The following is a 23,400-nucleotide window of genomic DNA, read 5'->3' as shown; positions in this document are numbered from 1 at the left end:
AAAGGGAGTGGGCACATGCAACAAACATCAATCATTCCAAAACCAAAAACATACGGACCTTTAAAAAATATTCCTCATATCAAAAAAGGAGAGCTTTCTCAAAGCTTTTGGCGGCTGGCAGATGAATTGGGAGGGATTTATCAATTTGAATTTTCAGATATAACCGGTGTTTTTGTTTCCAGTCATGAGCTTGTCCAAGAAGTATGTGATGAGAGCCGATTCGATAAATTCATCGGGATTAGTCTTGATAAAGCAAGAGCATTTGCAGGAGATGGCCTATTTACAAGCTGGACAGAAGAACCAAACTGGAGAAAAGCTCATCAAATCTTGATGCCGGCGTTTAGTCAGCAGGCGATGAAGGGCTATCACGAGATGATGCTCGATATTGCAACGCAGCTTGTGCAAAAATGGCAAAGAACAGGCCGCGATGAAGAAATTGAAGTAGCAGAGGACATGACAAAACTCACTTTAGATACAATTGGTCTTTGCGGTTTTGATTTTCGGTTTAACAGCTTTTATAAAGAGAATCAGCATCCATTTATCGAAAGCATGCTGAAAGGCTTAAATGAAGCGATGGACCAATCGAAAAGATGGCCGATTGCAGATAAACTCATGATCAAAAGAAGAAAAGAATTTGAGCAAAATGTCGATTTTATGAAGCGATTAGTAGATGATATTATTCAGGAACGGAAAAAACAAGATAAAATGGGCGATGATTTGCTGTCCCTTATGCTGCATGCGACGGACCCTGAAACAGGTGAGCGTCTGTCCGATGAAAATATCCGTTATCAGATCATTACCTTCTTAATTGCGGGGCATGAAACGACAAGTGGTCTGCTATCATTTGCGATTTATTTCTTATTAAAGAATCCAGAGAAACTAAAGAAAGCCGTCCATGAAGCAGATGAGGTGCTACAGGACGGTCTGCCGACATTTAAGCAGGTGCAACAGCTAAGCTACACCCGTATGGTGTTACATGAGGCACTTCGACTTTGGCCGACTGCGCCTTCTTTCTCAGTTTACGCTAAAGAGGACACAGTAATCGGAGGGGAATTTCCGATTGAGAAAAACCAAAGTGTGACTGTGCTGCTTCCTAAATTACACCGTGATCAAGCGGTTTGGGGAGAGGATGCGGAAGAATTTAAACCAGAGCGGTTTCTGCACCCTGAAAAAATCCCGCAACATGCCTACAAGCCTTTTGGAAATGGCCAGCGTGCATGTATTGGGATGCAATTTGCCCTTCATGAAGCCACGATGGTTCTGGGAATGGTTCTGCACAACCTTGAACTGATTGACCATACGTCGTATGAACTGGATTTAAAAGAATCCCTGACGATTAAGCCGAATGATTTTAAAATCAAAGTACGGCCAAGAAAGCAGCAATTCTTTATGGCGCCTCCGAAAGAAGAACCAACAAAAAGCACGGCATCTGCTGAAGCAAAAATAGCGAGTCATGGAACACCGCTATTGGTCTTGTACGGATCAAATCTTGGCACAGCAAAGCAGATGGCAAACGAATTTGCTGAAGACGGGAAAGCAAAAGGGTTTGACGTGACAACGGCACCGCTTGATGATTATACTCGAAAGTTACCAGAGTCAGGCGCAGTTTTAATTGTAACGGCTTCATACAACGGTCATCCGCCTGACCATGCGAAACAGTTTGTGGATTGGGTGACGCAGGATGAGGAGCAAGATCTATCAAACGTGACATTTGCAGTCTTTGGGTGCGGGGATCGAAATTGGGCGAGCACATATCAGCGTATTCCTCGTCTGATTGATGAAGCACTTGAAAGAAAAGGGGCGAAGCGTGTAACGGATATTGGTGAAGGCGATGCGAGCGGTGATATGGATGAAGATAAAGAAACATTCCAGAAGACAGTCTTCGATGAGCTTGCAAAAGAATTCAATTTAACCTTGCAGGAGAAACGCCAAGAAAAGCCAAACCTATCCATTGCATATACGAATGAGCTAGTGGAACGTCCTGTAGCTAAAACATACGGTGCCTTTTCAGCTGTTGTATTGAAAAATCAAGAATTACAATCTGAAAAAAGTACCCGCCAAACAAGGCATATCGAACTTCAATTACCTGAAGGCAAGCACTATAAAGAAGGAGATCATATCGGAATCGTGCCAAAAAATAGTGCAACACTCGTTCAGCGAGTGACCGATCGTTTCAAGCTGGATCCAGAGCAGCACATGATACTCTCTTCGGAAAAAGAAGCAAGTCATTTACCTTTAAATCAGCCAATTCAAGTCGGAGAATTGCTGGCGTCACATGTAGAGCTGCAAGAGCCTGTGACACGTACTCAGCTAAGAGAACTTGCAAAATATACGGTATGCCCACCTCATCGTATTGAACTTGAACAAATGGCGGGAGAAATTTATCAAGAAGCTGTATTAAAGAAGCGTGTGACCATGCTGGATTTACTAGAACAATACGAAGCATGTGAACTGCCATTTGATCATTTCTTAGCCCTTTTACCAGGATTGAAGCCTCGTTATTACTCGATCTCCAGTTCGCCAAAGGTGGATGAAAAGAGGCTTAGTATCACAGTAGCTGTTGTGAAAGGAAAATCATGGAGTGGACGCGGTGAATACGCAGGCGTCGCATCAAACTATTTATGCGGACTGCAAGAAGGAGATGAAGTGGCCTGCTTCCTTCATGAAGCTCAAGCAGGATTCGAATTGCCGCCTTCTCCTGAAATACCAATGATCATGATTGGACCAGGAACAGGTATCGCCCCGTTTAGAGGGTTCATTCAGGCAAGGGAAGCATGGCAAAATGAAGGGAAGTCTTTAGGTGAAGCCCATCTTTATTTTGGCTGCCGCCACCCGCATGAAGATGATCTGTATTATGACGAATTGCAGCTTGCACAAGAAAAAGGAGTCGTCACCATCCACCGTGCTTACTCTCGCTACGAGGAGCAAAAAGTGTATGTCCAGCACTTCATTAAAAATGATGGAGCCAAGCTCATTGAATTGCTCGACAAAGGCGCCTACCTGTATATTTGCGGGGATGGAAAGGTCATGGCACCAGATGTCGAGGCAACACTTATTGAACTGTATCAGACTGAGAAACAGTGTGCGAAAGAAACAGCTGAACAATGGCTGACATCTCTAGCAAATGACAACAGATATGTAAAAGATGTATGGAGCTGATCTCACTGAAAAGAAGACAAAGGGCTAAAATAAATCACATTTTAGCCCTTTGTCAACAATCTGAAACCGCCAAAATGGCGGTTTTTCTTTTTTCATAGAGAGATCGCTAGAATAAATATTTGGAAGATACGAAACACCTAATTTACAAATGAAATATTTTGTAAAAAATAAGAATATTCTCTCATTTACTCCAATATGAAACAATCGTATCATTTTTGATATAGGACATAAAGGAGGAATATGATGAAAAAGGTGAAAAAATTAATCCCTTCTCTACTCGTTTTTGGTGCTTTAAGTGTGCCTAGTTTTGCCCATGCAGCATCTGATTCAGTACTTACGTCTGACTATGACATGGTGACTTCTGACGGAAAGGTGATTTCTTCAGCTGACTTCCACAACGATATGAAAACCCCCTCATCCTTTGACAAAGTGGATGATCTCTCTTCTACTATTGGCGAAAAAGTAAAACCACTCACAACATATTTAAAAGACTTTCAAACAAAAGTAGTCATTGGAGACGATGGTAGAACAAAAGTGACGAATACAAGAGTAGCCCCCTATAATTCTATTGCTTATATTACATTTGGTGGATCTAGCTGCACCGGAACACTCATTGCTCCAAACAAAATATTGACAAACGGACACTGCGTCTACAATACAGCTACAAGAAGCTATAGTGCAAAAGGGTCTGTCTACCCAGGCATGAATGACAGCACGGCCGTGAACGGCTCAGCAAACATGACCGAATTCTATGTACCAAGCGGATATATCAACACGGGGGCGAGTCAATATGATTTTGCCGTCATTAAAACAGATACGAACATTGGAAATACGGTCGGCTATCGCTCCATTCGTCAAGTGACAAATCTAACAGGTACAACAATTAAAATTTCTGGATATCCAGGTGATAAAATGAGATCGACTGGCAAAGTGTCACAATGGGAAATGTCAGGTCCAGTCACGAGAGAAGATACGAATCTCGCATACTATACGATCGATACATTTAGCGGAAACTCTGGCTCTGCGATGCTAGATCAGAACCAACAAATCGTCGGGGTCCATAATGCGGGTTATTCAAACGGAACGATCAACGGCGGACCAAAAGCGACTGCTGCTTTTGTTGAATTTATCAACTATGCGAAGGCGCAATAAAAAATAGGGCATTCAGCTTGTTTCCTTTACAGGGGACAGGCTTTTTTTATCGTCAAATGCAGAAAAGTTTCTTTTTTTGTTCATCACTATTTCATATTTAAAAGCTATGCTGAATGAAATAAATGAAAAAGAAAGAAGAGATATGAGTGAAAAATAAAAAAATAGATATGATATTGTTGTTGATTTTACTGATCGCAGCTTTTCTCTACACTTATCAAATTTGGCAGAATGACAGTGCCAATCAATATTATTTAGCTGCAGTCAAAAGTATGTCCAAAAGCTTCCATCACTTTTTTTATGCCTCGTTTGATGCAACTGGATTCGTATCAATTGATAAACCACCCGTCGTTTTATGGATTCAAACCATCAGTGCACTTATTTTTGGCTTTCATACATGGAGTGTGATATTGCCGCAGGCACTTGCTGGAGTGGGGTCTGTTCTTCTTCTTTATCTCATGATAAAACCGGCTTTCGGTCAAGGTGCTGCAAGGGTGTCAGCGGCCGTTATGGCTCTCACACCAATTGCCGCAGCTGTGAGCAGAACGAACAATATCGACAGTATGCTCGTCTTCACATTACTTGCGGGTACGTATTTCTTGATGCGTGCTGTAAAAAGAGGGAAGTTGCGCTGGCTTCTTATTGCCTTCGCTTTGGTAGCGGTAGGATTTAATATGAAGATGCTGCAAGCGTTTATGGTCGTTCCAGCATTTATTTTCTACTATTTCATTGCTGCTCGCGTACCGTTAAAAAAGAAAATTTTCTCTCTCTTATGCTCTATGGTCGTATTAGTCTGCTTATCTCTATCGTGGGCAGTTGCTGTAGATATGACAGCTGAAAGTGAGCGCCCTTATGTGGGAAGCAGCCAAACAAATTCAGTGTTAGAACTTGCCTTTGGTTATAATGGCACGGAACGGCTGCTTGGTCAGACGACAGGGAAATCCTTTGGAGACATGAACCAGCAAGCAGGTATGGTGATGCCAGATCATTCTGGATTAGGCGATTCGTCAGAGGATCAGTCAAACAGAAATCAGCCGCCTCCATCCCAAAATCAAATGATGCCACCTCAACATGGTCCAGATGGTGGTTCTCCGCCTGGAAGTGCTGTAGGTCAACAAAGTATGAATATGTATGGCACGGGGAATCCCGGTATATTTCGTTTATTTCAATCTGCATTGTCAGGTCAAATCAGCTGGATGCTGCCGTTTGCTTTGTTTGGGCTTTTAGGGATGATCATCAGTTGGTGGAAGGAGAGAAAAGCTCAATTAAATGAATGGAAACAAACGATGTTTTGGACAGCATGGCTGATTCCTGCTGCCGGATTCTTTAGTATTGCGGGTTTCTTTCACCATTACTATCTCATTATGCTTGCCCCGCCTATTGCAGCACTATGCGGCATAGGAGCTAAGAAGATGGGAGAGTTATTTAAGGCAAACAAAGGAGTATCTGCGTATTTGCTTCCAGCAGCAATCGCTGTTACAGCCATCTTCCAAGGGTATATTTTGAGTAACTATACGACTCAAATCAGTAGTATTTGGATGTATGCCATTGCGATTGCGGGAACAAGTATCGCTATCCTATTGCTGATGTACAGAGAAAAACGATTGATCATGAAACGACTGCTCATCACTGCTTTGACAACGCTGTTACTGTTTCCAGGTTTTTGGTCCGCCACCCCAATCATATATGGTGGAAATGCTGTTCTTCCAGAAGCAGGTGTACAGCTGGCTAGTTCACGAGGAGGGAACATGTTTACATCTAGTGTCGATCAAGGCTTACTCACTTATTTAAAGGCTCATCAAACAGGTGAAACGTATTTATTTGCAACGCTTACGACTGTTACCGCAGCGCCATATATCATTGATGAAGATGAGAATGTCATGGCATTAGGTGGTTTTAATGGGACAGATCCTATTTTGACTGTCAACAAATTAAAAACACTTATTCAACAAGGAAAGGTGAAATACTTTTTATTACCAGACAATCAGTCATCAGCTAACAGCAAATTGGTTAGCTGGATTAAATCACATGGTACAGTCATCTCATCTGAAGAATATAAACGATCCTCATCAGCTGAAGAGGGGATGCCGTCCGAGATGTCTTCACAAAACGAAACATTATATAGAGTAGATGAAATATCTTAAGTAGAACAAGGCGAATGATGAAGAGATCATTCGTTTTTTCTTATGGATCAGTATCTAGGAAGATTCAGCTCATGTTTTTCACATGTCATCACGCAGCCACTCATACATTAAAAATGACTCATTTCCTTCAAGTCAACATCATTTCATCAAAAGTATGAGGAGGTCACGAGCTTTTGAAGATGAGAAAAGGCTGGATCGCTGCTGTCGTTCTTTGTTTTGTCATTTGGATGGGTGCGTTATTAGGTGGTTTTGGAGAGGATCGTTCCGCAAAAGGGGCAGATCGTTATGATCATGTGATTCAATTTCCTAAGGAACGGTATCCTGAAACAGGCAGTCATATTCAAGAAGCTATTCGAAAAGGGCACTCAGATGTGTGTACCATTGACCGAAATGGGGCAGATGCCCGCAGGCAAGAATCATTAAAAGGAATTCCCACAAAACCTGGTTTTGACCGGGATGAATGGCCGATGGCGGTGTGTCTTGAAGGAGGAAAGGGGGCGAGCGTTCAATATGTCAGTCCATCAGATAATAGAGGCGCTGGCTCATGGGTCGGGCATCAAATCAGTGGGTATCCTGACGGGAAACGAATTTTATTTATTGTCAAATAAACATAGACAAGAGGCTCCTTGAGAGGGGCTCTTTTTGTTCAACAGGAGCGTATTCGAGCTAGCAGGTACAAAAGATTCAGTGGTACAATCAATCCATCAGGTACAAAGACTGACAAGTAGAAAATGTGAAGGGACATATGCTTATGGAAAAGAACCGTGCATTATACGATTTTTTCATGCAACATGCAGAGAAACTGACTGAAACATGGTATGAATCAATTGAGGATGATGATCCAGAATCCATTTATCGTTCAACAGATTCCAGCATCATAGCAGAGCTAAAACGGCAAAATCAAGATTATTATCAGCATTTTATACGCGCACTTATTGAAGACAAGACGTATTTACATACGAAATTTAAAAAATGGTCTGAAGACTTAGCAAGTGATCCGAAGCACTTGAACACGCCATTAGATTACGTCGTGAGAGAATATATGTCCAATCAAAGAGTGGTTCTTCATTACTTAAAAGAGTTTATAAAACAGCATCAAGGTGATATTGACATTGACCGAATATTTTATTGGTATGATTTGATATCTGAGGCATTTAACATTTCAATTCATGTCTTTATTCAGCAATATGTGAAAAATACCACCAAAAAACTCGTTGCACAAAGAGACATGATCTATGAGCTGAGTTCCCCAGTCATTGTGTTAAAAAGTCATGTTGCCTTATTGCCTTTAGTTGGAGATATTGACACTGCGCGAGCAAAGATTATCTTAGAAAATACATTAAAACAGTGTTCGCAAAAAGGTGTTCAACATTTATGTATTGATTTATCAGGTGTCGTCATCATTGATACGATGGTAGCACATCAAATCTTTGATCTTGTCACGTCACTTCGGTTAATTGGGGTTGATACGACCATTTCAGGGATTAGACCAGAAATTGCTCAAACGGCTGTACAGCTTGGACTTCCTTTTAATGAATTTCAAACGGCTTCATCACTTGCTCACGCTTTAGATCGTATGACTGAATTTTCATCCATATAAAAACCAGGCCGTTTGTTAGGCCTGGTTTTTATTTAAATTACAGCGTCAATTTTTGTTACTTTCCAATCGTTTTGTACTTTCTCGAAAGTGACAGTACGTTTTACTTTGCGTCCATCAAGTGTTGGAACTGTGAATTCGTATGTGCGGATTGTACTTTTCTTAGAGACGAGTTTAGGTGTTGCCTTATCCCAATTAAGCATATTGTCTCCGTCACCAACTGGCACAGCCATTTTTCCTTTATGAACGATGAACTGATAGTCTTTTAAACCGTGAGTAATGGCATCTTTTGTGAACACTTGAGATAGATAGCTGTTTAGTTTTTTCTTTGTATCAAATGTTTTAGACAGGTAGTTGTAAGTCATATCTTTATAAGTAAATGATTTTAATTTGTAATCTGAATGCTCTTTAATGTTGTAGCCTGACATCGCACTCCAAAAGTGTTCTCTTGCATCAAGGGCAATATGTAACGCTTCTTTATTTGTCAAAGCGGCTGATTTTTTGGAAGCGGCCAGTGTTGTTGTTTGTAATGAGATCATAAGCATAATAGCGGTTAATAAAACAAATAATTTTTTCAAGGCAATTGCCTCCTTTTCTCAATGAAAACTTCTTATGTTACAAATGTTACAATAGTTACAGAGATATTACAAGTATTAAATCTAAATGTTTTTTATTTCTTTTCTTTCTATCTATATAACGTTTGAGGGAGACAAAAAGTTTTCATTTTTTTATTTTTTTCTTCCTCATTAGTATTTAACCGTTCTAAAGAAGAATAAAACGTCTTTTGGAAAGATTTCTATTTGTCTCCTCAACACTCTTTTTTTATGTATGACATATACTGTCGTGATGAATGTCTAAGAAAGTGGTGTTTAGTATGTATAATCCATATGAAGGTACGTGGAATGGGTACTTATACGATCGGCAGGTCCAAAGCATGCCGGCGTTTCCTATTTCTCAAGTTGGAGGGTTTCCCGGCTTGCCATTCGGAGGGACTGGGCAAGGGCAAGGTGCAGGAGGACAATCGGTCCCGCCAGCCCCGCCGCAGCATATCATCTCGCAATATCAACAAGCAGTCTCTCAGCCTCAAAGTATGCAGCCGCTCATTGCAGGGCAGAGTGTAGGCGGAAGCCAGCAAACGGTTCAATTTGCAGCTGGATGTAATAGAAGGTGGACCATTGTGTTCCTTAGAAACGGTCAAGTATTTCTCATGTATGTTCTTTCCTCGCAGCCTTTTGGCCGTACAACGGGTTTCATATGGCCGAACTTTACATTTGGCTCGTTCCCAAGCTCTAGTATTCTTGCATATTCTTGTTCATAAAAGAAAAAGCCGGCTCTCATCAGCAGTTGATGAAATACCGGCTTTTTTTAATGAATATTTCTAAATACGCCAATCACTTTACCTAGTATACTCACATTCTGTAAAATAATCGGTTCCATTGATGGATTCTCGGGCTGTAATCTAAAGTGTGTATCTTCCTTATAAAAACGTTTCACTGTTGCTTCATCTTCTTCTGTCATAGCCACCACAATATCTCCATTGTTGGCAGTGCTTTGCTGACGCACAATGACGTAGTCTTTGTCCAAAATACCTGCATCGATCATACTTTCTCCCATAATTTCAAGCATAAATACTTGTTCATCTGGCGCTGCAAAAGTTTCTGGAAGTGGGAAATATTCTTCTACATTCTCAACAGCCGTGATAGGCAGGCCTGCTGTGACTTTTCCGATGACTGGAACATTCATTACAGCGCTCTTTGGAATATTCATTTCCTCTTCATCTAGTACTTCGATCGCTCTAGGTTTCGTTGGGTCTCTTCTAATTAAACCTTTCGTTTCTAGTCTAGCTAAATGTCCATGGACAGTTGAACTTGATGCTAGACCGACAGCTTCGCCAATTTCACGAACGGATGGGGGATAACCCTTGCTTTTTACTTCTTCTTTTATGAATTTCAGGATATCGAGTTGTCTTTTTGATAGCTTCGTCATCTTTTGCACCTCAAAACGTCAATTTTAAAGAAATTATAGCATGTTTTTCCTAACAGTACAAACATAGGTTCGAAAAAACGTTTGACAGAAACGTTTGTTCGTATTTATAATAAGTGTCAGAAAGAACGAACACACATTCTATTAGGAGAGATGACATTATGAGGTTAAAGGAATCTATTATTTTTATTGGGCTATTCTCATTCATCGTTGGCATATTTCTCTCACTTATTGCAGTCACTAGCCATAATGATCCAAATCAATATGTTAAAATAGAGGTTCAATCAGGTGATACTCTTTGGGGATTAGCTGATCAAGTAAACGACAGTAAATCAATCGATAAAAATGCTTTTATTGACTGGGTAACTGAACACAATGATCTCGCTTCAACTGACATCCAGCCTGGAGATATCCTTGTCATTCCAGTTAAAAAAGAGCATCCAGTCGTATATCAACTTGCAACAGTACAGTAGAAAGGTCGATTGAAGACATGAATGCAATCATTTATGCGAGAGTAAGTACTGCCAAAGAAGAGCAAGAAACCTCGCTTAAAAGACAAGAAGAAGAACTGCTTGCCTTAGCTGCAGCGCACAAGATGAATGTAGTCAAAGTGATTAAAGAAAAAGCGAGTGGATACGATCTTGATCGTGACGGTGTTTTTGACATGCTGGCTACGCTGAAAGAGGAAGAAATCGATGCTGTTCTCATTCAAGATGAGACACGCCTTGGAAGAGGGCAGGCGAAAATCGCTCTTCTTCATTGTCTGTTTAAAGAGAAAGTCAAGGTGTACAGCGTATTTCATAGAGGAGAGCTTGAGCTTTCAGAAGCAGACGAAATGGTCATTGAAATTGTAGGCGTTGTAGAAGAGTATCAGCGGAAAATTCATAATTTAAAAATTAAGCGTGGGATGAAAAAAGCTGTTGAGCGAGGGTATCAACCCGAACTAAATTTAAAACACCAAGAACAGGCGCCTGGCCGCGAACGTATTGAAGTACCGATTTCTGAAATTGTTCGATTAAGAAAAAATAACATGACATTCGCTGAAATTGCAGTGACATTGCAGGCACTTGGTTTTGACATTTCAAAAGCAACCGTCCATAGAAGGTACCAAGAATATGAAAAAGGGCTTGCGACTTAAAGCGTGATTTGTTGTAAAAATGACTGATATTTAGTAGTATGTAGAGAAAATGTTTTAAAGGAGTTTGTCATGATTTCTAAAGAACAGCTTGCAAGAATCAATGAGCTTTCAAAAAAGTCGAAAGAGGCCGGTTTGTCGGACGCTGAGAAAACAGAACAGAAGCAATTAAGAGAGGAATATTTAAAGGCTTTTCGTTCTTCTATGAAAAATACACTCAAAACCGTGAAAATCGTCGATCCAGAAGGAAACGATGTCACACCAGAAAAATTAAAAAGAGAAAGAGACCAGAATCTTCACTAAAGGTCATCATTTCTTGATTTTTGAAAAGATGGGAGGAATATTCTCATCTTTTTTCATATTTGTATAAGTTTTTAGGTGATCGATAAACTAAATGTGACAAAATCCTTCTTTTTCGGCGTGAAATAGTTGTGAAAAAAGGACAGTAGATTTATGATAATGGTGTACACAAGATACGGAAGGGGATTTATATGGAAACGATTGAATTGAAATCTATTGCAACAATACGTACTCTCTCCATAGACGCAATTGAAAAAGCGAATTCCGGTCACCCTGGAATGCCGATGGGCGCTGCACCAATGGCGTACGCTTTATGGACGAATCACTTAAACGTAAGTCCGCAAAATCCAAATTGGTTTAACAGAGACCGTTTTGTGTTATCTGCGGGACATGGCTCTATGCTTTTATATAGCATGCTTCATTTAAGCGGATACAATCTGAGCATCGAAGATTTAAAACAATTCCGCCAATGGGGAAGCAAAACACCTGGACATCCTGAGTTTGGACATACAGAGGGCGTAGATGCGACAACAGGTCCTTTAGGACAAGGAATTGCGATGGCTGTAGGAATGGCACTTGCAGAAAGACATCTTGCAGAAACGTATAACAAAGACAACTTTAATGTTGTGGATCACTATACATACAGCATTTGCGGAGATGGAGACTTAATGGAGGGCATTTCCTCTGAAGCTGCTTCACTTGCTGGTCATTTAGGCTTAGGCCGTTTAATTGTTCTTTATGATTCAAACGACATTTCTTTAGATGGCGACCTTGATCGTTCTTTCTCTGAAAATGTGAAGAATCGTTTTGAAGCGATGAATTGGGAAGTTCTTTATGTAAAAGACGGCAATAACATTGAAGAAGTGACGGCTGCCATTGAAAAAGCCAAACAAAGTACAGACAAACCTACACTTATTGAAGTGAAGACGACAATCGGTTTCGGATCTCCAAACCGTGCGGGAACGTCTGGGGTGCACGGTGCACCGCTTGGCAGTGAGGAAGCGAAGCTAACGAAGGAAGCTTATTCTTGGACGTTTGAAGAAGATTTCCATGTACCTTCTGAAGTGTACGATCATTTCAAAACAGCTGTTAAAGACGCTGGACAGAAAAAAGAAGCAGCGTGGAATGAACTGTTTGAGCAATATGAAAAAGAATATCCAGAACTAGCAGCTCAGCTGAAGCTTGCGATTGAAGGAAAACTTCCTGAGAATTGGGATCAAGAGGTTCCTGTTTATGAAGCAGGTTCAAGCCTTGCCTCTCGTGCTTCTTCTGGAGAAGTATTAAATGGCATTGCAAAACAAGTACCATTCTTTATTGGTGGGTCTGCTGACCTTGCTGGATCAAATAAAACAACAATCAAAGATACAACTGACTTTGGCAGAGAGAATTATGCTGGCAGAAACATTTGGTTTGGTGTGAGAGAATTCGCAATGGGTGCAGCATTAAACGGTATGGCACTTCACGGTGGACTTCGTGTATTCGGCGGAACATTCTTTGTTTTCTCAGACTACTTAAGACCTGCCATTCGTCTTGCTGCATTAATGGGACTTCCTGTCACTTATGTATTTACGCATGACAGCATTGCGGTTGGGGAAGATGGACCAACGCATGAGCCAGTTGAACAGCTCGCTTCATTACGTGCGATGCCTAACCTTTCTGTTATTCGTCCAGCTGATGGAAACGAAACAGCTGCAGCATGGAAAATTGCTGTATCTTCAACGAATAAACCGACAGCGCTTGTTCTTACTCGTCAAAACCTTCCAACGATTGATCAATCACCAGAGAAGGCGTATGAAGGCGTAGAAAAAGGTGGATATGTCGTCGTTGAAGCAGCTGATGCACAGCCAGAAGCTCTTCTACTTGCTTCAGGATCTGAAGTAGGTTTAGCCATTGAAGCGCAAAAAGCACTTGAAAAAGAAGGCATTCGCGTTTCTGTCGTGAGCTTACCTGCATGGGATCGCTTTGATGAGCAGTCAGACGAATACAAAGAGTCCGTTCTTCCTAAAGCAGTGAGAGCACGTGTTGCAATCGAAATGGGTGCTTCACTTGGCTGGGAACGTTACACTGGCCTTGATGGCGATGTGATTGCGATTGATAAATTTGGCGCTTCTGCACCAGGCGAAACCATTATTGAAAAATACGGTTTCACTGTCAGCAACGTGGTGAGCCGCGTAAAAGCAAAGCTGAATAAATAATCAGTCTCCAAGCATCATGCTTTTTTGCAGTCGGTTTGCAGAGCTTTTCACTATGCTCTGCAAACTTTTTTCTTTTTTCTTGTTTTTTTGACAAAACTAGTTTCTTCTTGCTTCATATATAGACAATTCTTTCTTTCACATTTTTGTATAATACAAGCAATAAGCGAGATTGACGAAATGTGAAAGGAAGGGATAGACATGGAACGCCATTATTATATTTATTGGATTGAGGATGAGTTTGCTCATCATTATTTTGGTAGAGAATCTATTTTGTTTCATTTGTTTGAATCGTTACACTGGACGAACCGCAGTGATGACGAATTAGTCATGCTTGTTAAGCAAGTGGATTATGTAACGAAACGAATCCCTGCTTTTCATATGCACCAGCGTTTAATGAACAATTTAACCAACATTCACTATACACAAATAGGCTCAATATACAGTGCATCGCTGCCAGATGGAAAAGGCACAGCCGCATTCATTATAAAAGACCGTTACATTCAAATGTCTGCCACAGGCAGTTATGAGGCAGAAGCGGTGTTTTTTGAAGTACTCAGAAAAATTAGTCCTTGTTTCCTGGCTATGGACTTTGGATCAAAGAAGCACGGGTGGCTCAATCCGGTAAAAGTGAGGAATTTTGTTTAAAAAAATAAAATTGAACGTGAAATGTTGTATAATAGCCTTTTGTTTAGTACACTTTATACGAGACAACATGAAGGAGGAAGAATTATGGATTTATGGGTTGTCATCCTTGTAGGCGTTGTTGCACTGCTTGCAGGAGTTGCACTCGGATTCTTTATTGCTCGTAAGTATATGATGAGCTACTTGAAAAAGAATCCACCAATTAATGAACAAATGCTTCGAATGATGATGATGCAAATGGGCATGAAACCGTCCCAAAAGAAAATCAATCAAATGATGAAAGCCATGAACAACCAAGCGAAATAATACGTACGTTATTATGATCATAGATGGAACATGGTCCCTAAAGATTGGACAAGCGTTGTCCTTTCTTTATTGAAGTCACCTTCATCAGACGCATAAAACCACTGTACTTGCATGAATAAAGCAGGGAAAGTGGTTTTTATTTTGCCGTGAACCGTCCGTTAAAGACAAAACAAAAAACCCCTGTGAGCAGAGGTTTTCGTTTCTTTTATTGTCACACATATCAACTTTTCTAAAATCGTGCGGCATTTGTTTCTATCTTGAGATATCATTAGTTGGCTGAGTTTGAGTGTAAGTGTCGTTGATATTGTAAGAGGAGATGATCTAGCTGCTGGCTATGTTCGATGGTCACTGTTGATGTCATCCCATTATGCAAGACAACTTTCATCAGCTCTTCTCTTTTTTCTTCAATTTGAGTTAATAATGATGTTTTTACCAAAGTCATGTTCCTTTCATGCAAATCTTGATAAAAAGAATCGATTCTATTATATCCATTTTAAGGTTTATTTTCAAATTTAAAGGGTTTGGTATCTTGATGTCAAATTAAATTATATAAGGTTTTAAGAGATTAGACCATCTTTATTGAGATGATGTAAAAAAAATGAAATGAATTTGTCATCTCTTATTGTATATTGTAAGAAGGGGGTGTTCTTTTGTCAGATTTGAATTACTTTTTAGCTTTTGGAGCAGGGTTTCTATCTTTTATCTCACCGTGCTGTCTGCCACTTTATCCAGCCTTTTTATCCTATATTACGGGCGTTAGTATAGATGAAGTGAAATCTGAGAAGGTGATGCTGAGAAGAAGAAGTCTTCTTCATACATTATTCTTTTTAATTGGGTTCTCTCTCATTTTTATTGCCATTGGATTTGGGACATCGTTTGTTGGGAAGTTTTTCATTGAATATCAAGATGCGATTCGTCAAATTGGTGCTATTCTCATTATTTTCTTTGGCTTTATGATTCTTGGTGTATTTCAGCCTTCTTTTTTAATGGGAGAAAAGAGGTTGCAGTTTAAAAATCGTCCAGCCGGTTTTTTTGGATCGATTCTCATCGGAATGGGTTTTGCTGCTGGTTGGACACCATGTACCGGCCCGATTTTATCAGCTGTCATCACACTTGCCAGCAACAAGCCAGAGTCCGCTGTGACCTACATGATTGCGTATGTATTAGGTTTTGCTATCCCGTTTTTTGTTCTTTCCTTTTTCATCACAAAAATGGCTTGGATCAGAAAGCGTCAGCAGCTCATCATGAAAACTGGCGGGATTATTATGATCGTAGTAGGGATCTTGCTGTTCTTTGATCTTCTGACATGGATCATTATTATGTTCTCATCATTATTTGGAGGATTTACGGGTTTTTGAAATCGTTTTCTACAGTCGCGGCGAATGGTTTTTTTTCGTCAATTGGAGTATATTATACATAGACTGACCTTAAAGAATAAAGGAATGATTTGATATGATGATCATAATTTCTTCTATAGTGGCGGTATGTATGGCGGTAGCCGTCATGTTTATTCGCATTAAATCATCTGCAAAACCTGCAACCGCGAAAAAAATTATATTACCTCCTATCTTTATGAGCACTGGTGCACTGATGTTTTTTGTGCCAATGTTTCAAGTAACTGGAGCTGAATTTTTAGAGGCGATTACTGTAGGGATGTTTTTCTCTATCTTTTTAATTAAAACATCGAAATTTGAAATTAGAGGCAATGAAATCTATTTGAAACGTTCAAAAGCATTTGTGTTTATTCTCATTGGCCTTCTTGTCCTTCGTATCGGAATGAAGACGATTTTAAGCTCTTCCATTGATTATGGTGCGCTCAGCGGGATGTTTTGGATTCTAGCCTTTGGCATGATTGTCCCATGGCGGGTTGCGATGTATTTGTCGTTTAGAAAGATGTCTAAACAATTAGATCTGCAGCAGGCCCAAATAAATTAAACCTCCTTTTTAAAAAGGAGGTTATTTTAATAAAGATTCATATGGTGAATGGTCGATCTTTTTTTCTTGAAGGCGCTTTAGTAGAAATTTATGATCCCGCTTCGGTGTAGCGATAATATAGCCGCGAATGATTAAGTCTAAATTAATGCTGGCCGCTTGTTCTTTTAGTGCCAGTTCGCCAATTTTACCGGCGATTTTTTCTTTGGCGACATCTCTAAACAACTCTGGAACCGGTAATACTAGCTCATTTAATAGCTGTTTGTCTTCATCGCGCCATAGGTGCAGGCTCTTTTGAATATATTCATCCTGCCAATCAAGCTCTGATTTCCCGTCTTCTTTCGGCAATCGTTTTAAAAACTTGCGAAACATAAAAAAGCCACCGATTGCTAGTAATCCAATCATCACTGTACCCCAAAATAAAATGAACCACAAAAACCAGCCGCTTAACATGTTCTCACTCCCTATATCCCTTCTCTCTATTCTATTTTACATGAAGAGAAGGTAGAAGAAAATAACAAAAATCTATGTGTTTTTTTCTCTATAAATGCCTTTTTTGATAAAGAGACGCCCATTTACTAGAATGACCCAAACCATTTAGTAGAAAAGGAATACATTATTGTATAGCGACTCTACTATTTGGCCATGGTGGTTCGCACAAGGTATTGACTTGAAACGAACGGAAGAGAGCCCACCTGTATACAGGTGGGCTCTTAATGTTTGAAGTGCGGCATTTGAAAGGAAAATGCTCCGTCTTGACGATGGGCTTCCTTTTTGATTTTTATTGATATGATTCTGTTTTCGTAATCTGTATCAATGTCTTTGTCATTCAAATAAAAAGGGAGCATGACACTTTTTTCAATCGGCTGTTCTCTTTCATCAATCAAATAAGCGAGGATGAGCTCACATCCGGAAAAGGTCAGTTTTAAATCAGTGATCGATAGGGTGGAGAGGTCGATCTCAATAATATAATCACGGCTTGTTTCGTAAAGATCTATTGGGAGTTGTTCGTCATACCATGCAAAAGGATCATCCATTAATACACTCAGCCAATCATCTATTTCAAGAAAATCAGAGGAATTCACTTGCTTTTCATTCTCCATAAACACTCCTCCATCACATCTCATAATAAATCATATGATGAAAGCTGAAATGTGTGAAAGACCTAAAACATCCCGTTTGGTCACGGGCTTAAGAGAAAATGTTTACATATCATGATGTGAATTGTGCTTTTGTCTTGTATGGTTGCGGTTTTTCACTTTTTTACTGCCTGATAGTGGCTCAGGCTGCCCGCCTTGATGCTCTTTAGGAGAGTTTTGACGTATGTCTTTCCCAGTGTTCTTGTTCGTCATCATTTCTCACTCCTTTCTTATTGGTTTTTTTTACGCTTTTTATTGTTTTGCTTTTGTTCTTCTGTTAAAACGAGCTGATCATTTTCTATATAGCCTGCACCATTTCCTTGGCTTTTGGCTGCGTTCATGCCGTCAATGACATGATTTGCTTTTCTTTTTGTCATGTTCTATCACCTCAGCATTAGTATGAACCCGTGCTGCTCAGTTTATGAGGAGTAATCATTTCCTTGTGATAAGCTAAACTTATTGAATTTAATAAAAGCATTGTTATTTACTTATGTATGAATTTGTTTTAAGATGAAATTGTGAGAAAATTGTGGTGAAATACGACGATTTTTCTGAGAATTGAAATTGATCTTGATCATCAAAAGGGGGATTTTGGACATGTCGAAACAGCAGCAAGTCGCTAAACAAGACGCTTTTCAATCTAGAAAAACGTTTTCGACAAATGGGAAAACGTATCACTATTATTCGTTAGAAGCACTCGAGAAACAAGGAATCGGAAATGTTTCTAAATTGCCTTATTCCATTAAGGTACTGTTAGAATCAGTGCTTCGCCAAGTAGACGGTAGAGTGATCAAGAAGGAACACGTTGAAAACTTGGCAAAATGGGGAACTGCCGAGGTAAAAGAAATTGATGTTCCATTTAAACCTTCTCGTGTTATTTTACAAGACTTCACGGGTGTGCCAGCTGTCGTTGACCTTGCTTCTTTAAGAAAAGCAATGGCAGATGTGGGCGGAGACCCAGATAAAATCAACCCTGAAATTCCAGTTGACCTAGTCATTGACCACTCTGTACAAGTCGATAAAGCTGGAACTGAAGATGCATTAAACATTAACATGGATTTAGAATTCGAACGTAACGCAGAGCGTTATAATTTCCTTAGCTGGGCAAAGAAAGCGTTTAACAATTATCAAGCTGTTCCGCCTGCAACAGGGATCGTTCACCAAGTGAACTTAGAGTATCTTGCAAGTGTTGTTCATGCAATCGAAGAAGATGGCGAGATCATCACTTACCCAGATACATTAGTTGGTACTGACTCACATACAACAATGATTAACGGTATCGGTGTACTTGGATGGGGCGTTGGCGGTATCGAAGCAGAAGCTGGAATGCTCGGTCAGCCTTCATACTTCCCAGTACCAGAAGTCATTGGTGCTAAATTAGTTGGAGAGCTTCCAAACGGAACGACTGCAACTGACCTTGCCTTAAAAGTGACACAAGTTCTTCGTGAAAAAGGCGTAGTGAACAAGTTCGTCGAGTTCTTCGGACCTGGTGTTGCACAATTGCCGTTAGCAGATCGTGCAACAATTGCGAACATGGCGCCAGAATACGGTGCAACTTGCGGATTCTTCCCAGTAGATGAAGAAGCGCTAGCTTACCTTCGCCTTACTGGACGTGATGAAGAGCAAATTAATATCGTTGAAGAATATTCTCGCGCAAATGGCTTATTCTATACGCCAGATGCAGAGGAGCCAATCTTTACTGATGTTGTGGAAATTGATCTTTCTCAAATTGAATCAAACTTATCTGGTCCTAAACGTCCACAAGATTTGATTCCACTTTCTCAAATGAAAGAGACGTTCCATAAACACATCGAAAGCCCAGCTGGTAACCAAGGTTTTGGCTTAGAAAAATCAGAGCTGGATAAACAAATCGAATTTGATCTAGCAAATGGTGAAAAGGCTGTGATGAAGACAGGTGCGATTGCGATTGCAGCGATTACGAGCTGTACGAATACATCGAACCCATACGTCTTAATCGGAGCAGGTCTTGTTGCGAAAAAAGCAAGTGAGCTCGGTATGAAGGTGCCAAATTACGTGAAAACGTCACTAGCACCGGGTTCTAAAGTTGTAACAGGGTACCTTGTGAATTCGGGACTTCTTCCATATTTAAGAGACCTCGGATTTAACATTGTTGGGTATGGCTGTACAACATGTATCGGAAACTCCGGACCGCTTGAAAAAGAAATTGAAGATGCTGTCTCTGAAAATGATCTGCTGATCACTTCTGTTTTATCAGGTAACCGTAACTTCGAAGGTCGTATCCACCCGCTTGTAAAAGGAAACTACCTTGCATCTCCACCATTAGTTGTGGCTTATGCACTTGCTGGTACGGTGAATATTGATTTAACAAAAGATCCGATCGGTGTCGATAAAAATGGCGAGAACGTTTATTTCAATGACATTTGGCCATCAATGGATGAAATCAACAGCGTCGTGAAAAGCACTGTCACACCTGAGCTATTCCGTTCAGAGTATGAAACTGTTTTTGACAACAATGACCGCTGGAATGAAATTAAAACGACGGATGATGCATTGTATAAATGGGATGAAAATTCCACATACATTGATAACCCGCCATTTTTTGAAAACTTATCAGTTGAACCTGGTAAAGTTGAACCACTTAAAGGATTGCGCGTAGTGGCGAAGTTCGGTGATTCTGTCACAACAGACCATATTTCTCCTGCTGGAGCGATTGGTAAAGACACACCTGCAGGTAAATACTTGCAAGAAAGAGGCGTATCGCCTAGAGACTTTAACTCATACGGATCTCGCCGTGGTAACCACCATGTTATGATGAGAGGTACTTTTGCAAACATCCGCATTAAGAACCAAATCGCACCAGGAACAGAAGGCGGGTATACAACGTACTGGCCAACTGGTGAAGTGACATCGATTTATGATGCATGCATGCGTTATAAAGAAGATGGAACTGGTCTTGCGATCTTAGCAGGTAAAGATTACGGAATGGGTTCTTCTCGTGACTGGGCTGCAAAAGGAACAAATCTTCTTGGAATTAAATTCGTTCTAGCGGAAAGCTTTGAGCGTATCCACAGAAGTAACCTTGTCTTCATGGGTGTACTTCCTTTACAGTTTAAAGATGGAGAAAGTGCAGAAACTTATGGACTAACAGGAACAGAAACATTCGAAGTAGATGTTGATGAAACAGTTCGTCCGCGTGATCTTGTCACTGTAAAAGCAATTGATACAGATGGCAACGAGAAAACATTTGAAGTAATTGTTCGCTTTGACAGTGAAGTCGAAATTGACTACTACCGTCATGGTGGTATCCTTCAAATGGTATTGCGTGAAAAATTGGCAAGCAACTAATAAAGCAAAGAAGAGAAGGCGCTTAGACAGCTTTCTCTTCTTTTTTAACATAGTGGAGGATCAATCATGTGGAAAAAAGGAATGGCAAGCGCTGTTTTACTTGTGTTGATTGGTTTACTTGCATGGAATGTATTCGGACCAAAAGAACCTGCCATCGGCCTTGAAATAGGGGACAAAGCCCCTGATTTTGAGCTCAAAACCCTTGATGGCAAAACGGCATCGTTATCTGATTATCGAGGGAAAAAAGTACTCCTCAATTTTTGGGCGACATGGTGTAAGCCTTGCCGAACAGAAATGCCAGATCTAGACGCAATTAGAAGTGAAAATGAGCAAGTTGAGGTACTAGCGGTGAATTTGACGAACACTGAAAAGAGTGTGGATCACGTCGCCTCTTTTATTGATGAACTTAAGGTCAGTTTTCCTGTTTTATTAGATCAAAAAGGTATTCAAGCGAGATATCAGGTACTTTCCTATCCGACGACATACATACTAGATGAAAAAGGGCGTATCCTGACTGTAAAGCATCAAATGCTCACAAAAAAAGAAATTGAAAAAGAGCTGGATCTATAATGATTCAGCTCTTTTTTGCTTATTTTCTAAATGTTTTGGCGAAAATGGTATGAACAGAGTGGAGGTGGTGATAGACATGAGAAGAAGAAAGCGCCGTACATTTGAAGAACTTGTGCTTGAAAATAAAAAAGAATTATTAAGCAATGAGGAATTTTTAAACCAGCTTGAAGAAAAGTTGGAAGAGCGATTTAGACAGAAATAAGTTATGTTTTGACCTTTTTCGTTCATCCTAAAGAAGAGGGAGGGATGAATGATGGGTAGAGAGCATGATAAACAAGCGCAGTTTACACCAGACCATTTAGGGACAAAACCTGTAGCATACAAACGAAATAAAGGCAAAAAGATGCATAATAAATCGAATGAACAGCCTGATGTGATACAGACGAAGGGCGAATAATAGGAGGGAAGCATGATGAATGACAAGTCATATCAATCCAATCCAGATGATCGTTCTGACAATGTTGAGAAGCTGCAGGATATGATCGAAAACACACTTGAAAATATTGATGAATCTGAAGCAGCAATGGGTCTTTCAACAGAGGAAGAAAAGCAGATGATCAAGCAAAAAAATGAAAACCGTAGAACAAGTATTGACGCAATGCGTTCTGAAATAAAGGACGAGGAAGCAGCAAGAAAGAGCGGTTACACTGAATAAACCAGGGATTCCTGGTTTATTTTATTGCCTCTTTTTAGAAGAACCATTTGGAATGTGGTAAAATGTCAGAGACGTTAGGTTTTGATAGGAGAGCGATGAAAACGTGTATGTATCTAAAAAAGAAATAGAAGTCCGTTATGCAGAAACAGATCAAATGGGTATTGTGTATCATGCCAACTATTTAATCTGGATGGAAGTCGGCAGAACAGCGTTAATTAAAGAATTAGGCTTTTCCTATGCCCAGTTAGAGGCAGACGGTGTCCTTGCACCTGTTGTCGATCTTCAGGTTCAATATAAGAAACCACTACTGTACGGTGAAACGGCTACAGTTCACACATGGATAGAAGAATATAACGGCGTGAAAACAGTGTATGGCTATGAAATACAAAAACCTGATGGACAAACGGCTATTACAGGGACCACCTCACATATTTGTGTGGACAAAGAAACCTTTAGACCGATTCAATTTAGAAAAGCTTTCCCTGCATGGCACAGCGTTTACGAACAGTCCAAGAAGCAGGTTTGATCCATGGCATTTGGAATTAAAAGAAAGGATCTACATGCTTGGAAATCAGCTGTTCGGCAAGGGAATGTGGCCTTTTTGACACACTATTGGCTTGATGACCGTTTTCCGCATGCGAATACTGTTACAAAGGCAGCCTGTCAGGATATGGAGCAATTAATCGCTTGGGGACAAAAGCATGGATTGAAGAAAGAATGGATCCATGTTCGCGAAGGTTTTCCTCATTTTGATCTCATCGGTGATTCGCAAAAACGGATTTTGCAAAAAGAGCGGTCGTTAGGAAACATTCAGGAGTATGGACTTTATATTGAGTGATAAACAAAAAAGATACCCGAGGGATGAGGTATCTTTTTTGTTTATTCATAATGAAATTCTGGTTCTTTCACGGACTCGTTATAATCAATATGCAGATCATGGTTGTCAAAATACCAAATATCACTTTCTTCCACGAAGAAAGTAATGCCTTCTACTTCAGCGGTTGCGCCGGCATTTTGAGGTTCATCTTTTGCGACGCCGAGAGAAAAGCCTTTTTGTACATTACTGCACCCGCCATATCTGACAAAAAAGCGAACATGATCACCTTTTTCTAAATCCAGTTCATTCTTGTACCAATTGAGTGCATCATCTTTTATCGTTAATTTCAA

At 40.2% G+C, this 23,400-nt stretch carries 29 protein-coding genes; 21 read left to right on the top strand and 8 right to left on the bottom strand.

The genetic code is table 11. From position 1 onward, the window contains the following. Positions 1-15: 15 nt before the first annotated feature. The 5 genes from ACRRMM_RS05425 to ACRRMM_RS05405 all read left to right on the top strand — a co-directional run bounded on the left by ACRRMM_RS05425 (position 16) and on the right by ACRRMM_RS05405 (position 8,052). Complete coding sequence (locus tag ACRRMM_RS05425) at positions 16-3,159, top strand: bifunctional cytochrome P450/NADPH--P450 reductase (protein WP_428828950.1); 3,144 nt, start codon at positions 16-18, stop codon at positions 3,157-3,159. A gap of 243 nt (positions 3,160-3,402) precedes the next feature. Next, the gene (locus ACRRMM_RS05420) at positions 3,403-4,311 is read left to right on the top strand and encodes a trypsin-like serine peptidase (RefSeq protein WP_045034804.1); all 909 of its coding nucleotides are present in this window, start codon (positions 3,403-3,405) and stop codon (positions 4,309-4,311) included. Positions 4,312-4,457: 146 nt separating this feature from the next. Continuing rightward, entirely contained in the window at positions 4,458-6,452 is a 1,995-nt protein-coding gene (locus ACRRMM_RS05415) for a glycosyltransferase family 39 protein (RefSeq protein WP_428828951.1), read from the top strand. 227 nt (positions 6,453-6,679) lie between these two features. Continuing rightward, positions 6,680-7,060, top strand: a complete 381-nt coding sequence (locus ACRRMM_RS05410) for a NucA/NucB deoxyribonuclease domain-containing protein (protein ID WP_224559893.1) — start codon at positions 6,680-6,682, stop codon at positions 7,058-7,060. A gap of 143 nt (positions 7,061-7,203) precedes the next feature. Continuing rightward, a complete protein-coding gene (locus ACRRMM_RS05405) occupies positions 7,204-8,052 on the top strand; it encodes an STAS domain-containing protein (RefSeq protein ID WP_017359585.1) in 849 nt (282 codons plus the stop codon). A 32-nt stretch (positions 8,053-8,084) separates the two neighbouring features. Here the strand turns inward: ACRRMM_RS05405 and ACRRMM_RS05400 are convergent, their stop codons facing one another. Beyond that, entirely contained in the window at positions 8,085-8,627 is a 543-nt protein-coding gene (locus ACRRMM_RS05400) for an IseA DL-endopeptidase inhibitor family protein (protein WP_007499353.1), read from the bottom strand. Positions 8,628-8,923: 296 nt separating this feature from the next. On the opposite strand from ACRRMM_RS05400, the gene ACRRMM_RS05395 reads away from it, so the two are divergent. Continuing rightward, positions 8,924-9,367: a hypothetical protein gene (locus tag ACRRMM_RS05395; protein ID WP_008343821.1), complete on the top strand. Its 444-nt coding sequence runs from the start codon at positions 8,924-8,926 to the stop codon at positions 9,365-9,367. Positions 9,368-9,414: 47 nt separating this feature from the next. Here the strand turns inward: ACRRMM_RS05395 and lexA are convergent, their stop codons facing one another. After that, the gene (lexA, locus tag ACRRMM_RS05390) at positions 9,415-10,035 is read right to left on the bottom strand and encodes a transcriptional repressor LexA (protein WP_007499350.1); all 621 of its coding nucleotides are present in this window, start codon (positions 10,033-10,035) and stop codon (positions 9,415-9,417) included. A gap of 158 nt (positions 10,036-10,193) precedes the next feature. On the opposite strand from lexA, the gene yneA reads away from it, so the two are divergent. The 6 genes from yneA (at position 10,194) to ACRRMM_RS05360 (ending at position 14,610) form a co-directional block, all read left to right on the top strand. Then, complete coding sequence (gene yneA / locus ACRRMM_RS05385) at positions 10,194-10,505, top strand: cell division suppressor protein YneA (protein WP_007499348.1); 312 nt, start codon at positions 10,194-10,196, stop codon at positions 10,503-10,505. Positions 10,506-10,522: 17 nt separating this feature from the next. Continuing rightward, positions 10,523-11,170, top strand: a complete 648-nt coding sequence (locus ACRRMM_RS05380; protein ID WP_025207396.1) for a YneB family resolvase-like protein — start codon at positions 10,523-10,525, stop codon at positions 11,168-11,170. Between the two features lie 69 nt (positions 11,171-11,239). Continuing rightward, on the top strand, positions 11,240-11,470 hold the full coding sequence (locus ACRRMM_RS05375; protein ID WP_008343816.1) for a DUF896 domain-containing protein: 231 nt from the start codon (positions 11,240-11,242) through the stop codon (positions 11,468-11,470). A 188-nt stretch (positions 11,471-11,658) separates the two neighbouring features. Then, positions 11,659-13,662, top strand: coding sequence for a transketolase (tkt, locus tag ACRRMM_RS05370; protein ID WP_052320284.1), 2,004 nt, complete (start codon positions 11,659-11,661; stop codon positions 13,660-13,662). 198 nt (positions 13,663-13,860) lie between these two features. Then, on the top strand, positions 13,861-14,307 hold the full coding sequence (sirA, locus tag ACRRMM_RS05365) for a sporulation inhibitor of replication protein SirA (protein WP_007499339.1): 447 nt from the start codon (positions 13,861-13,863) through the stop codon (positions 14,305-14,307). An 84-nt stretch (positions 14,308-14,391) separates the two neighbouring features. Next, on the top strand, positions 14,392-14,610 hold the full coding sequence (locus ACRRMM_RS05360) for a YneF family protein (protein ID WP_003212379.1): 219 nt from the start codon (positions 14,392-14,394) through the stop codon (positions 14,608-14,610). Positions 14,611-14,878: 268 nt separating this feature from the next. Here the strand turns inward: ACRRMM_RS05360 and ACRRMM_RS05355 are convergent, their stop codons facing one another. Next, positions 14,879-15,052, bottom strand: coding sequence for an aspartyl-phosphate phosphatase Spo0E family protein (locus ACRRMM_RS05355; protein ID WP_369810454.1), 174 nt, complete (start codon positions 15,050-15,052; stop codon positions 14,879-14,881). Between the two features lie 208 nt (positions 15,053-15,260). Here ACRRMM_RS05355 and ACRRMM_RS05350 point away from each other — a divergent pair, with 208 nt between their 5' ends. Then, complete coding sequence (locus ACRRMM_RS05350; protein ID WP_008343813.1) at positions 15,261-15,968, top strand: cytochrome c biogenesis CcdA family protein; 708 nt, start codon at positions 15,261-15,263, stop codon at positions 15,966-15,968. Positions 15,969-16,062: 94 nt separating this feature from the next. After that, a complete protein-coding gene (locus ACRRMM_RS05345; RefSeq protein WP_007499337.1) occupies positions 16,063-16,545 on the top strand; it encodes a CcdC family protein in 483 nt (160 codons plus the stop codon). A gap of 21 nt (positions 16,546-16,566) precedes the next feature. On the opposite strand, the gene ACRRMM_RS05340 is transcribed toward ACRRMM_RS05345, so the two are convergent. The 4 genes from ACRRMM_RS05340 to sspO all read right to left on the bottom strand — a co-directional run bounded on the left by ACRRMM_RS05340 (position 16,567) and on the right by sspO (position 18,058). Further along, positions 16,567-16,995, bottom strand: a complete 429-nt coding sequence (locus ACRRMM_RS05340; protein WP_007499335.1) for a DUF2621 domain-containing protein — start codon at positions 16,993-16,995, stop codon at positions 16,567-16,569. A 260-nt stretch (positions 16,996-17,255) separates the two neighbouring features. Continuing rightward, the gene (locus ACRRMM_RS05335) at positions 17,256-17,645 is read right to left on the bottom strand and encodes an Hsp20/alpha crystallin family protein (protein ID WP_017359582.1); all 390 of its coding nucleotides are present in this window, start codon (positions 17,643-17,645) and stop codon (positions 17,256-17,258) included. 102 nt (positions 17,646-17,747) lie between these two features. Continuing rightward, positions 17,748-17,894, bottom strand: coding sequence for a small acid-soluble spore protein P (locus tag ACRRMM_RS05330; protein WP_003211331.1), 147 nt, complete (start codon positions 17,892-17,894; stop codon positions 17,748-17,750). Positions 17,895-17,911: 17 nt separating this feature from the next. Further along, the gene (gene sspO / locus ACRRMM_RS05325) at positions 17,912-18,058 is read right to left on the bottom strand and encodes a small acid-soluble spore protein O (RefSeq protein WP_017359581.1); all 147 of its coding nucleotides are present in this window, start codon (positions 18,056-18,058) and stop codon (positions 17,912-17,914) included. A gap of 220 nt (positions 18,059-18,278) precedes the next feature. On the opposite strand from sspO, the gene acnA reads away from it, so the two are divergent. From acnA to ACRRMM_RS05290, 7 genes are all read left to right on the top strand, one after another. Then, positions 18,279-21,008, top strand: coding sequence for an aconitate hydratase AcnA (gene acnA / locus ACRRMM_RS05320; RefSeq protein ID WP_008343808.1), 2,730 nt, complete (start codon positions 18,279-18,281; stop codon positions 21,006-21,008). A gap of 66 nt (positions 21,009-21,074) precedes the next feature. Further along, entirely contained in the window at positions 21,075-21,578 is a 504-nt protein-coding gene (locus ACRRMM_RS05315) for a TlpA family protein disulfide reductase (RefSeq protein ID WP_052320282.1), read from the top strand. 76 nt (positions 21,579-21,654) lie between these two features. Beyond that, complete coding sequence (locus tag ACRRMM_RS05310) at positions 21,655-21,780, top strand: FbpB family small basic protein (RefSeq protein WP_003211002.1); 126 nt, start codon at positions 21,655-21,657, stop codon at positions 21,778-21,780. 51 nt (positions 21,781-21,831) lie between these two features. Next, positions 21,832-21,975 carry an acid-soluble spore protein N gene (locus ACRRMM_RS05305; protein ID WP_008357830.1) on the top strand — a complete coding sequence of 48 codons (144 nt, stop codon included), beginning with the start codon at positions 21,832-21,834 and terminating at the stop codon, positions 21,973-21,975. A gap of 15 nt (positions 21,976-21,990) precedes the next feature. Beyond that, on the top strand, positions 21,991-22,233 hold the full coding sequence (gene tlp / locus ACRRMM_RS05300; RefSeq protein ID WP_017359579.1) for a small acid-soluble spore protein Tlp: 243 nt from the start codon (positions 21,991-21,993) through the stop codon (positions 22,231-22,233). Positions 22,234-22,336: 103 nt separating this feature from the next. Further along, positions 22,337-22,759 carry an acyl-CoA thioesterase gene (locus ACRRMM_RS05295; RefSeq protein ID WP_008343800.1) on the top strand — a complete coding sequence of 141 codons (423 nt, stop codon included), beginning with the start codon at positions 22,337-22,339 and terminating at the stop codon, positions 22,757-22,759. 3 nt (positions 22,760-22,762) lie between these two features. Continuing rightward, on the top strand, positions 22,763-23,071 hold the full coding sequence (locus ACRRMM_RS05290) for a hypothetical protein (RefSeq protein WP_008343798.1): 309 nt from the start codon (positions 22,763-22,765) through the stop codon (positions 23,069-23,071). Positions 23,072-23,112: 41 nt separating this feature from the next. Here the strand turns inward: ACRRMM_RS05290 and ACRRMM_RS05285 are convergent, their stop codons facing one another. Further along, the gene (locus ACRRMM_RS05285) at positions 23,113-23,400 is read right to left on the bottom strand and encodes a HesB/YadR/YfhF family protein (protein ID WP_008343795.1); all 288 of its coding nucleotides are present in this window, start codon (positions 23,398-23,400) and stop codon (positions 23,113-23,115) included.

The organism is Bacillus sp. XT-4 (genome assembly GCF_050864245.1).
In the GTDB taxonomy this organism is placed as follows: Bacteria; Bacillota; Bacilli; order Bacillales; family Bacillaceae; genus Bacillus; species Bacillus altitudinis.
The sequence above is the reverse complement of the archived record's forward strand: the minus strand, read 5'-3'. Positions and strand labels throughout refer to the sequence as shown.

Excerpts from the sequence above, each read along its gene's own strand:
- sspO (WP_017359581.1), bottom strand. The coding sequence starts at position 18,058 with ATGACAAAAAGAAAAGCAAATCATGTCATTGACGGCATGAACGCAGCC.
- ACRRMM_RS05330 (WP_003211331.1), bottom strand. The coding sequence starts at position 17,894 with ATGACGAACAAGAACACTGGGAAAGACATACGTCAAAACTCTCCTAAA.
- ACRRMM_RS05420 (WP_045034804.1), top strand. The coding sequence starts at position 3,403 with ATGAAAAAGGTGAAAAAATTAATCCCTTCTCTACTCGTTTTTGGTGCT.
- ACRRMM_RS05425 (WP_428828950.1), top strand. The coding sequence starts at position 16 with ATGCAACAAACATCAATCATTCCAAAACCAAAAACATACGGACCTTTA.
- ACRRMM_RS05315 (WP_052320282.1), top strand. The coding sequence starts at position 21,075 with ATGTGGAAAAAAGGAATGGCAAGCGCTGTTTTACTTGTGTTGATTGGT.
- ACRRMM_RS05335 (WP_017359582.1), bottom strand. The coding sequence starts at position 17,645 with ATGGAGAATGAAAAGCAAGTGAATTCCTCTGATTTTCTTGAAATAGAT.
- ACRRMM_RS05360 (WP_003212379.1), top strand. The coding sequence starts at position 14,392 with ATGGATTTATGGGTTGTCATCCTTGTAGGCGTTGTTGCACTGCTTGCA.
- sirA (WP_007499339.1), top strand. The coding sequence starts at position 13,861 with ATGGAACGCCATTATTATATTTATTGGATTGAGGATGAGTTTGCTCAT.
- ACRRMM_RS05380 (WP_025207396.1), top strand. The coding sequence starts at position 10,523 with ATGAATGCAATCATTTATGCGAGAGTAAGTACTGCCAAAGAAGAGCAA.
- ACRRMM_RS05355 (WP_369810454.1), bottom strand. The coding sequence starts at position 15,052 with ATGACTTTGGTAAAAACATCATTATTAACTCAAATTGAAGAAAAAAGA.
- ACRRMM_RS05290 (WP_008343798.1), top strand. The coding sequence starts at position 22,763 with ATGGCATTTGGAATTAAAAGAAAGGATCTACATGCTTGGAAATCAGCT.
- lexA (WP_007499350.1), bottom strand. The coding sequence starts at position 10,035 with ATGACGAAGCTATCAAAAAGACAACTCGATATCCTGAAATTCATAAAA.
- ACRRMM_RS05410 (WP_224559893.1), top strand. The coding sequence starts at position 6,680 with ATGGGTGCGTTATTAGGTGGTTTTGGAGAGGATCGTTCCGCAAAAGGG.
- ACRRMM_RS05340 (WP_007499335.1), bottom strand. The coding sequence starts at position 16,995 with ATGTTAAGCGGCTGGTTTTTGTGGTTCATTTTATTTTGGGGTACAGTG.
- acnA (WP_008343808.1), top strand. The coding sequence starts at position 18,279 with ATGTCGAAACAGCAGCAAGTCGCTAAACAAGACGCTTTTCAATCTAGA.
- ACRRMM_RS05345 (WP_007499337.1), top strand. The coding sequence starts at position 16,063 with ATGATGATCATAATTTCTTCTATAGTGGCGGTATGTATGGCGGTAGCC.
- ACRRMM_RS05305 (WP_008357830.1), top strand. The coding sequence starts at position 21,832 with ATGGGTAGAGAGCATGATAAACAAGCGCAGTTTACACCAGACCATTTA.
- ACRRMM_RS05405 (WP_017359585.1), top strand. The coding sequence starts at position 7,204 with ATGGAAAAGAACCGTGCATTATACGATTTTTTCATGCAACATGCAGAG.
- ACRRMM_RS05395 (WP_008343821.1), top strand. The coding sequence starts at position 8,924 with ATGTATAATCCATATGAAGGTACGTGGAATGGGTACTTATACGATCGG.
- yneA (WP_007499348.1), top strand. The coding sequence starts at position 10,194 with ATGAGGTTAAAGGAATCTATTATTTTTATTGGGCTATTCTCATTCATC.
- tlp (WP_017359579.1), top strand. The coding sequence starts at position 21,991 with ATGAATGACAAGTCATATCAATCCAATCCAGATGATCGTTCTGACAAT.
- ACRRMM_RS05310 (WP_003211002.1), top strand. The coding sequence starts at position 21,655 with ATGAGAAGAAGAAAGCGCCGTACATTTGAAGAACTTGTGCTTGAAAAT.
- tkt (WP_052320284.1), top strand. The coding sequence starts at position 11,659 with ATGGAAACGATTGAATTGAAATCTATTGCAACAATACGTACTCTCTCC.
- ACRRMM_RS05375 (WP_008343816.1), top strand. The coding sequence starts at position 11,240 with ATGATTTCTAAAGAACAGCTTGCAAGAATCAATGAGCTTTCAAAAAAG.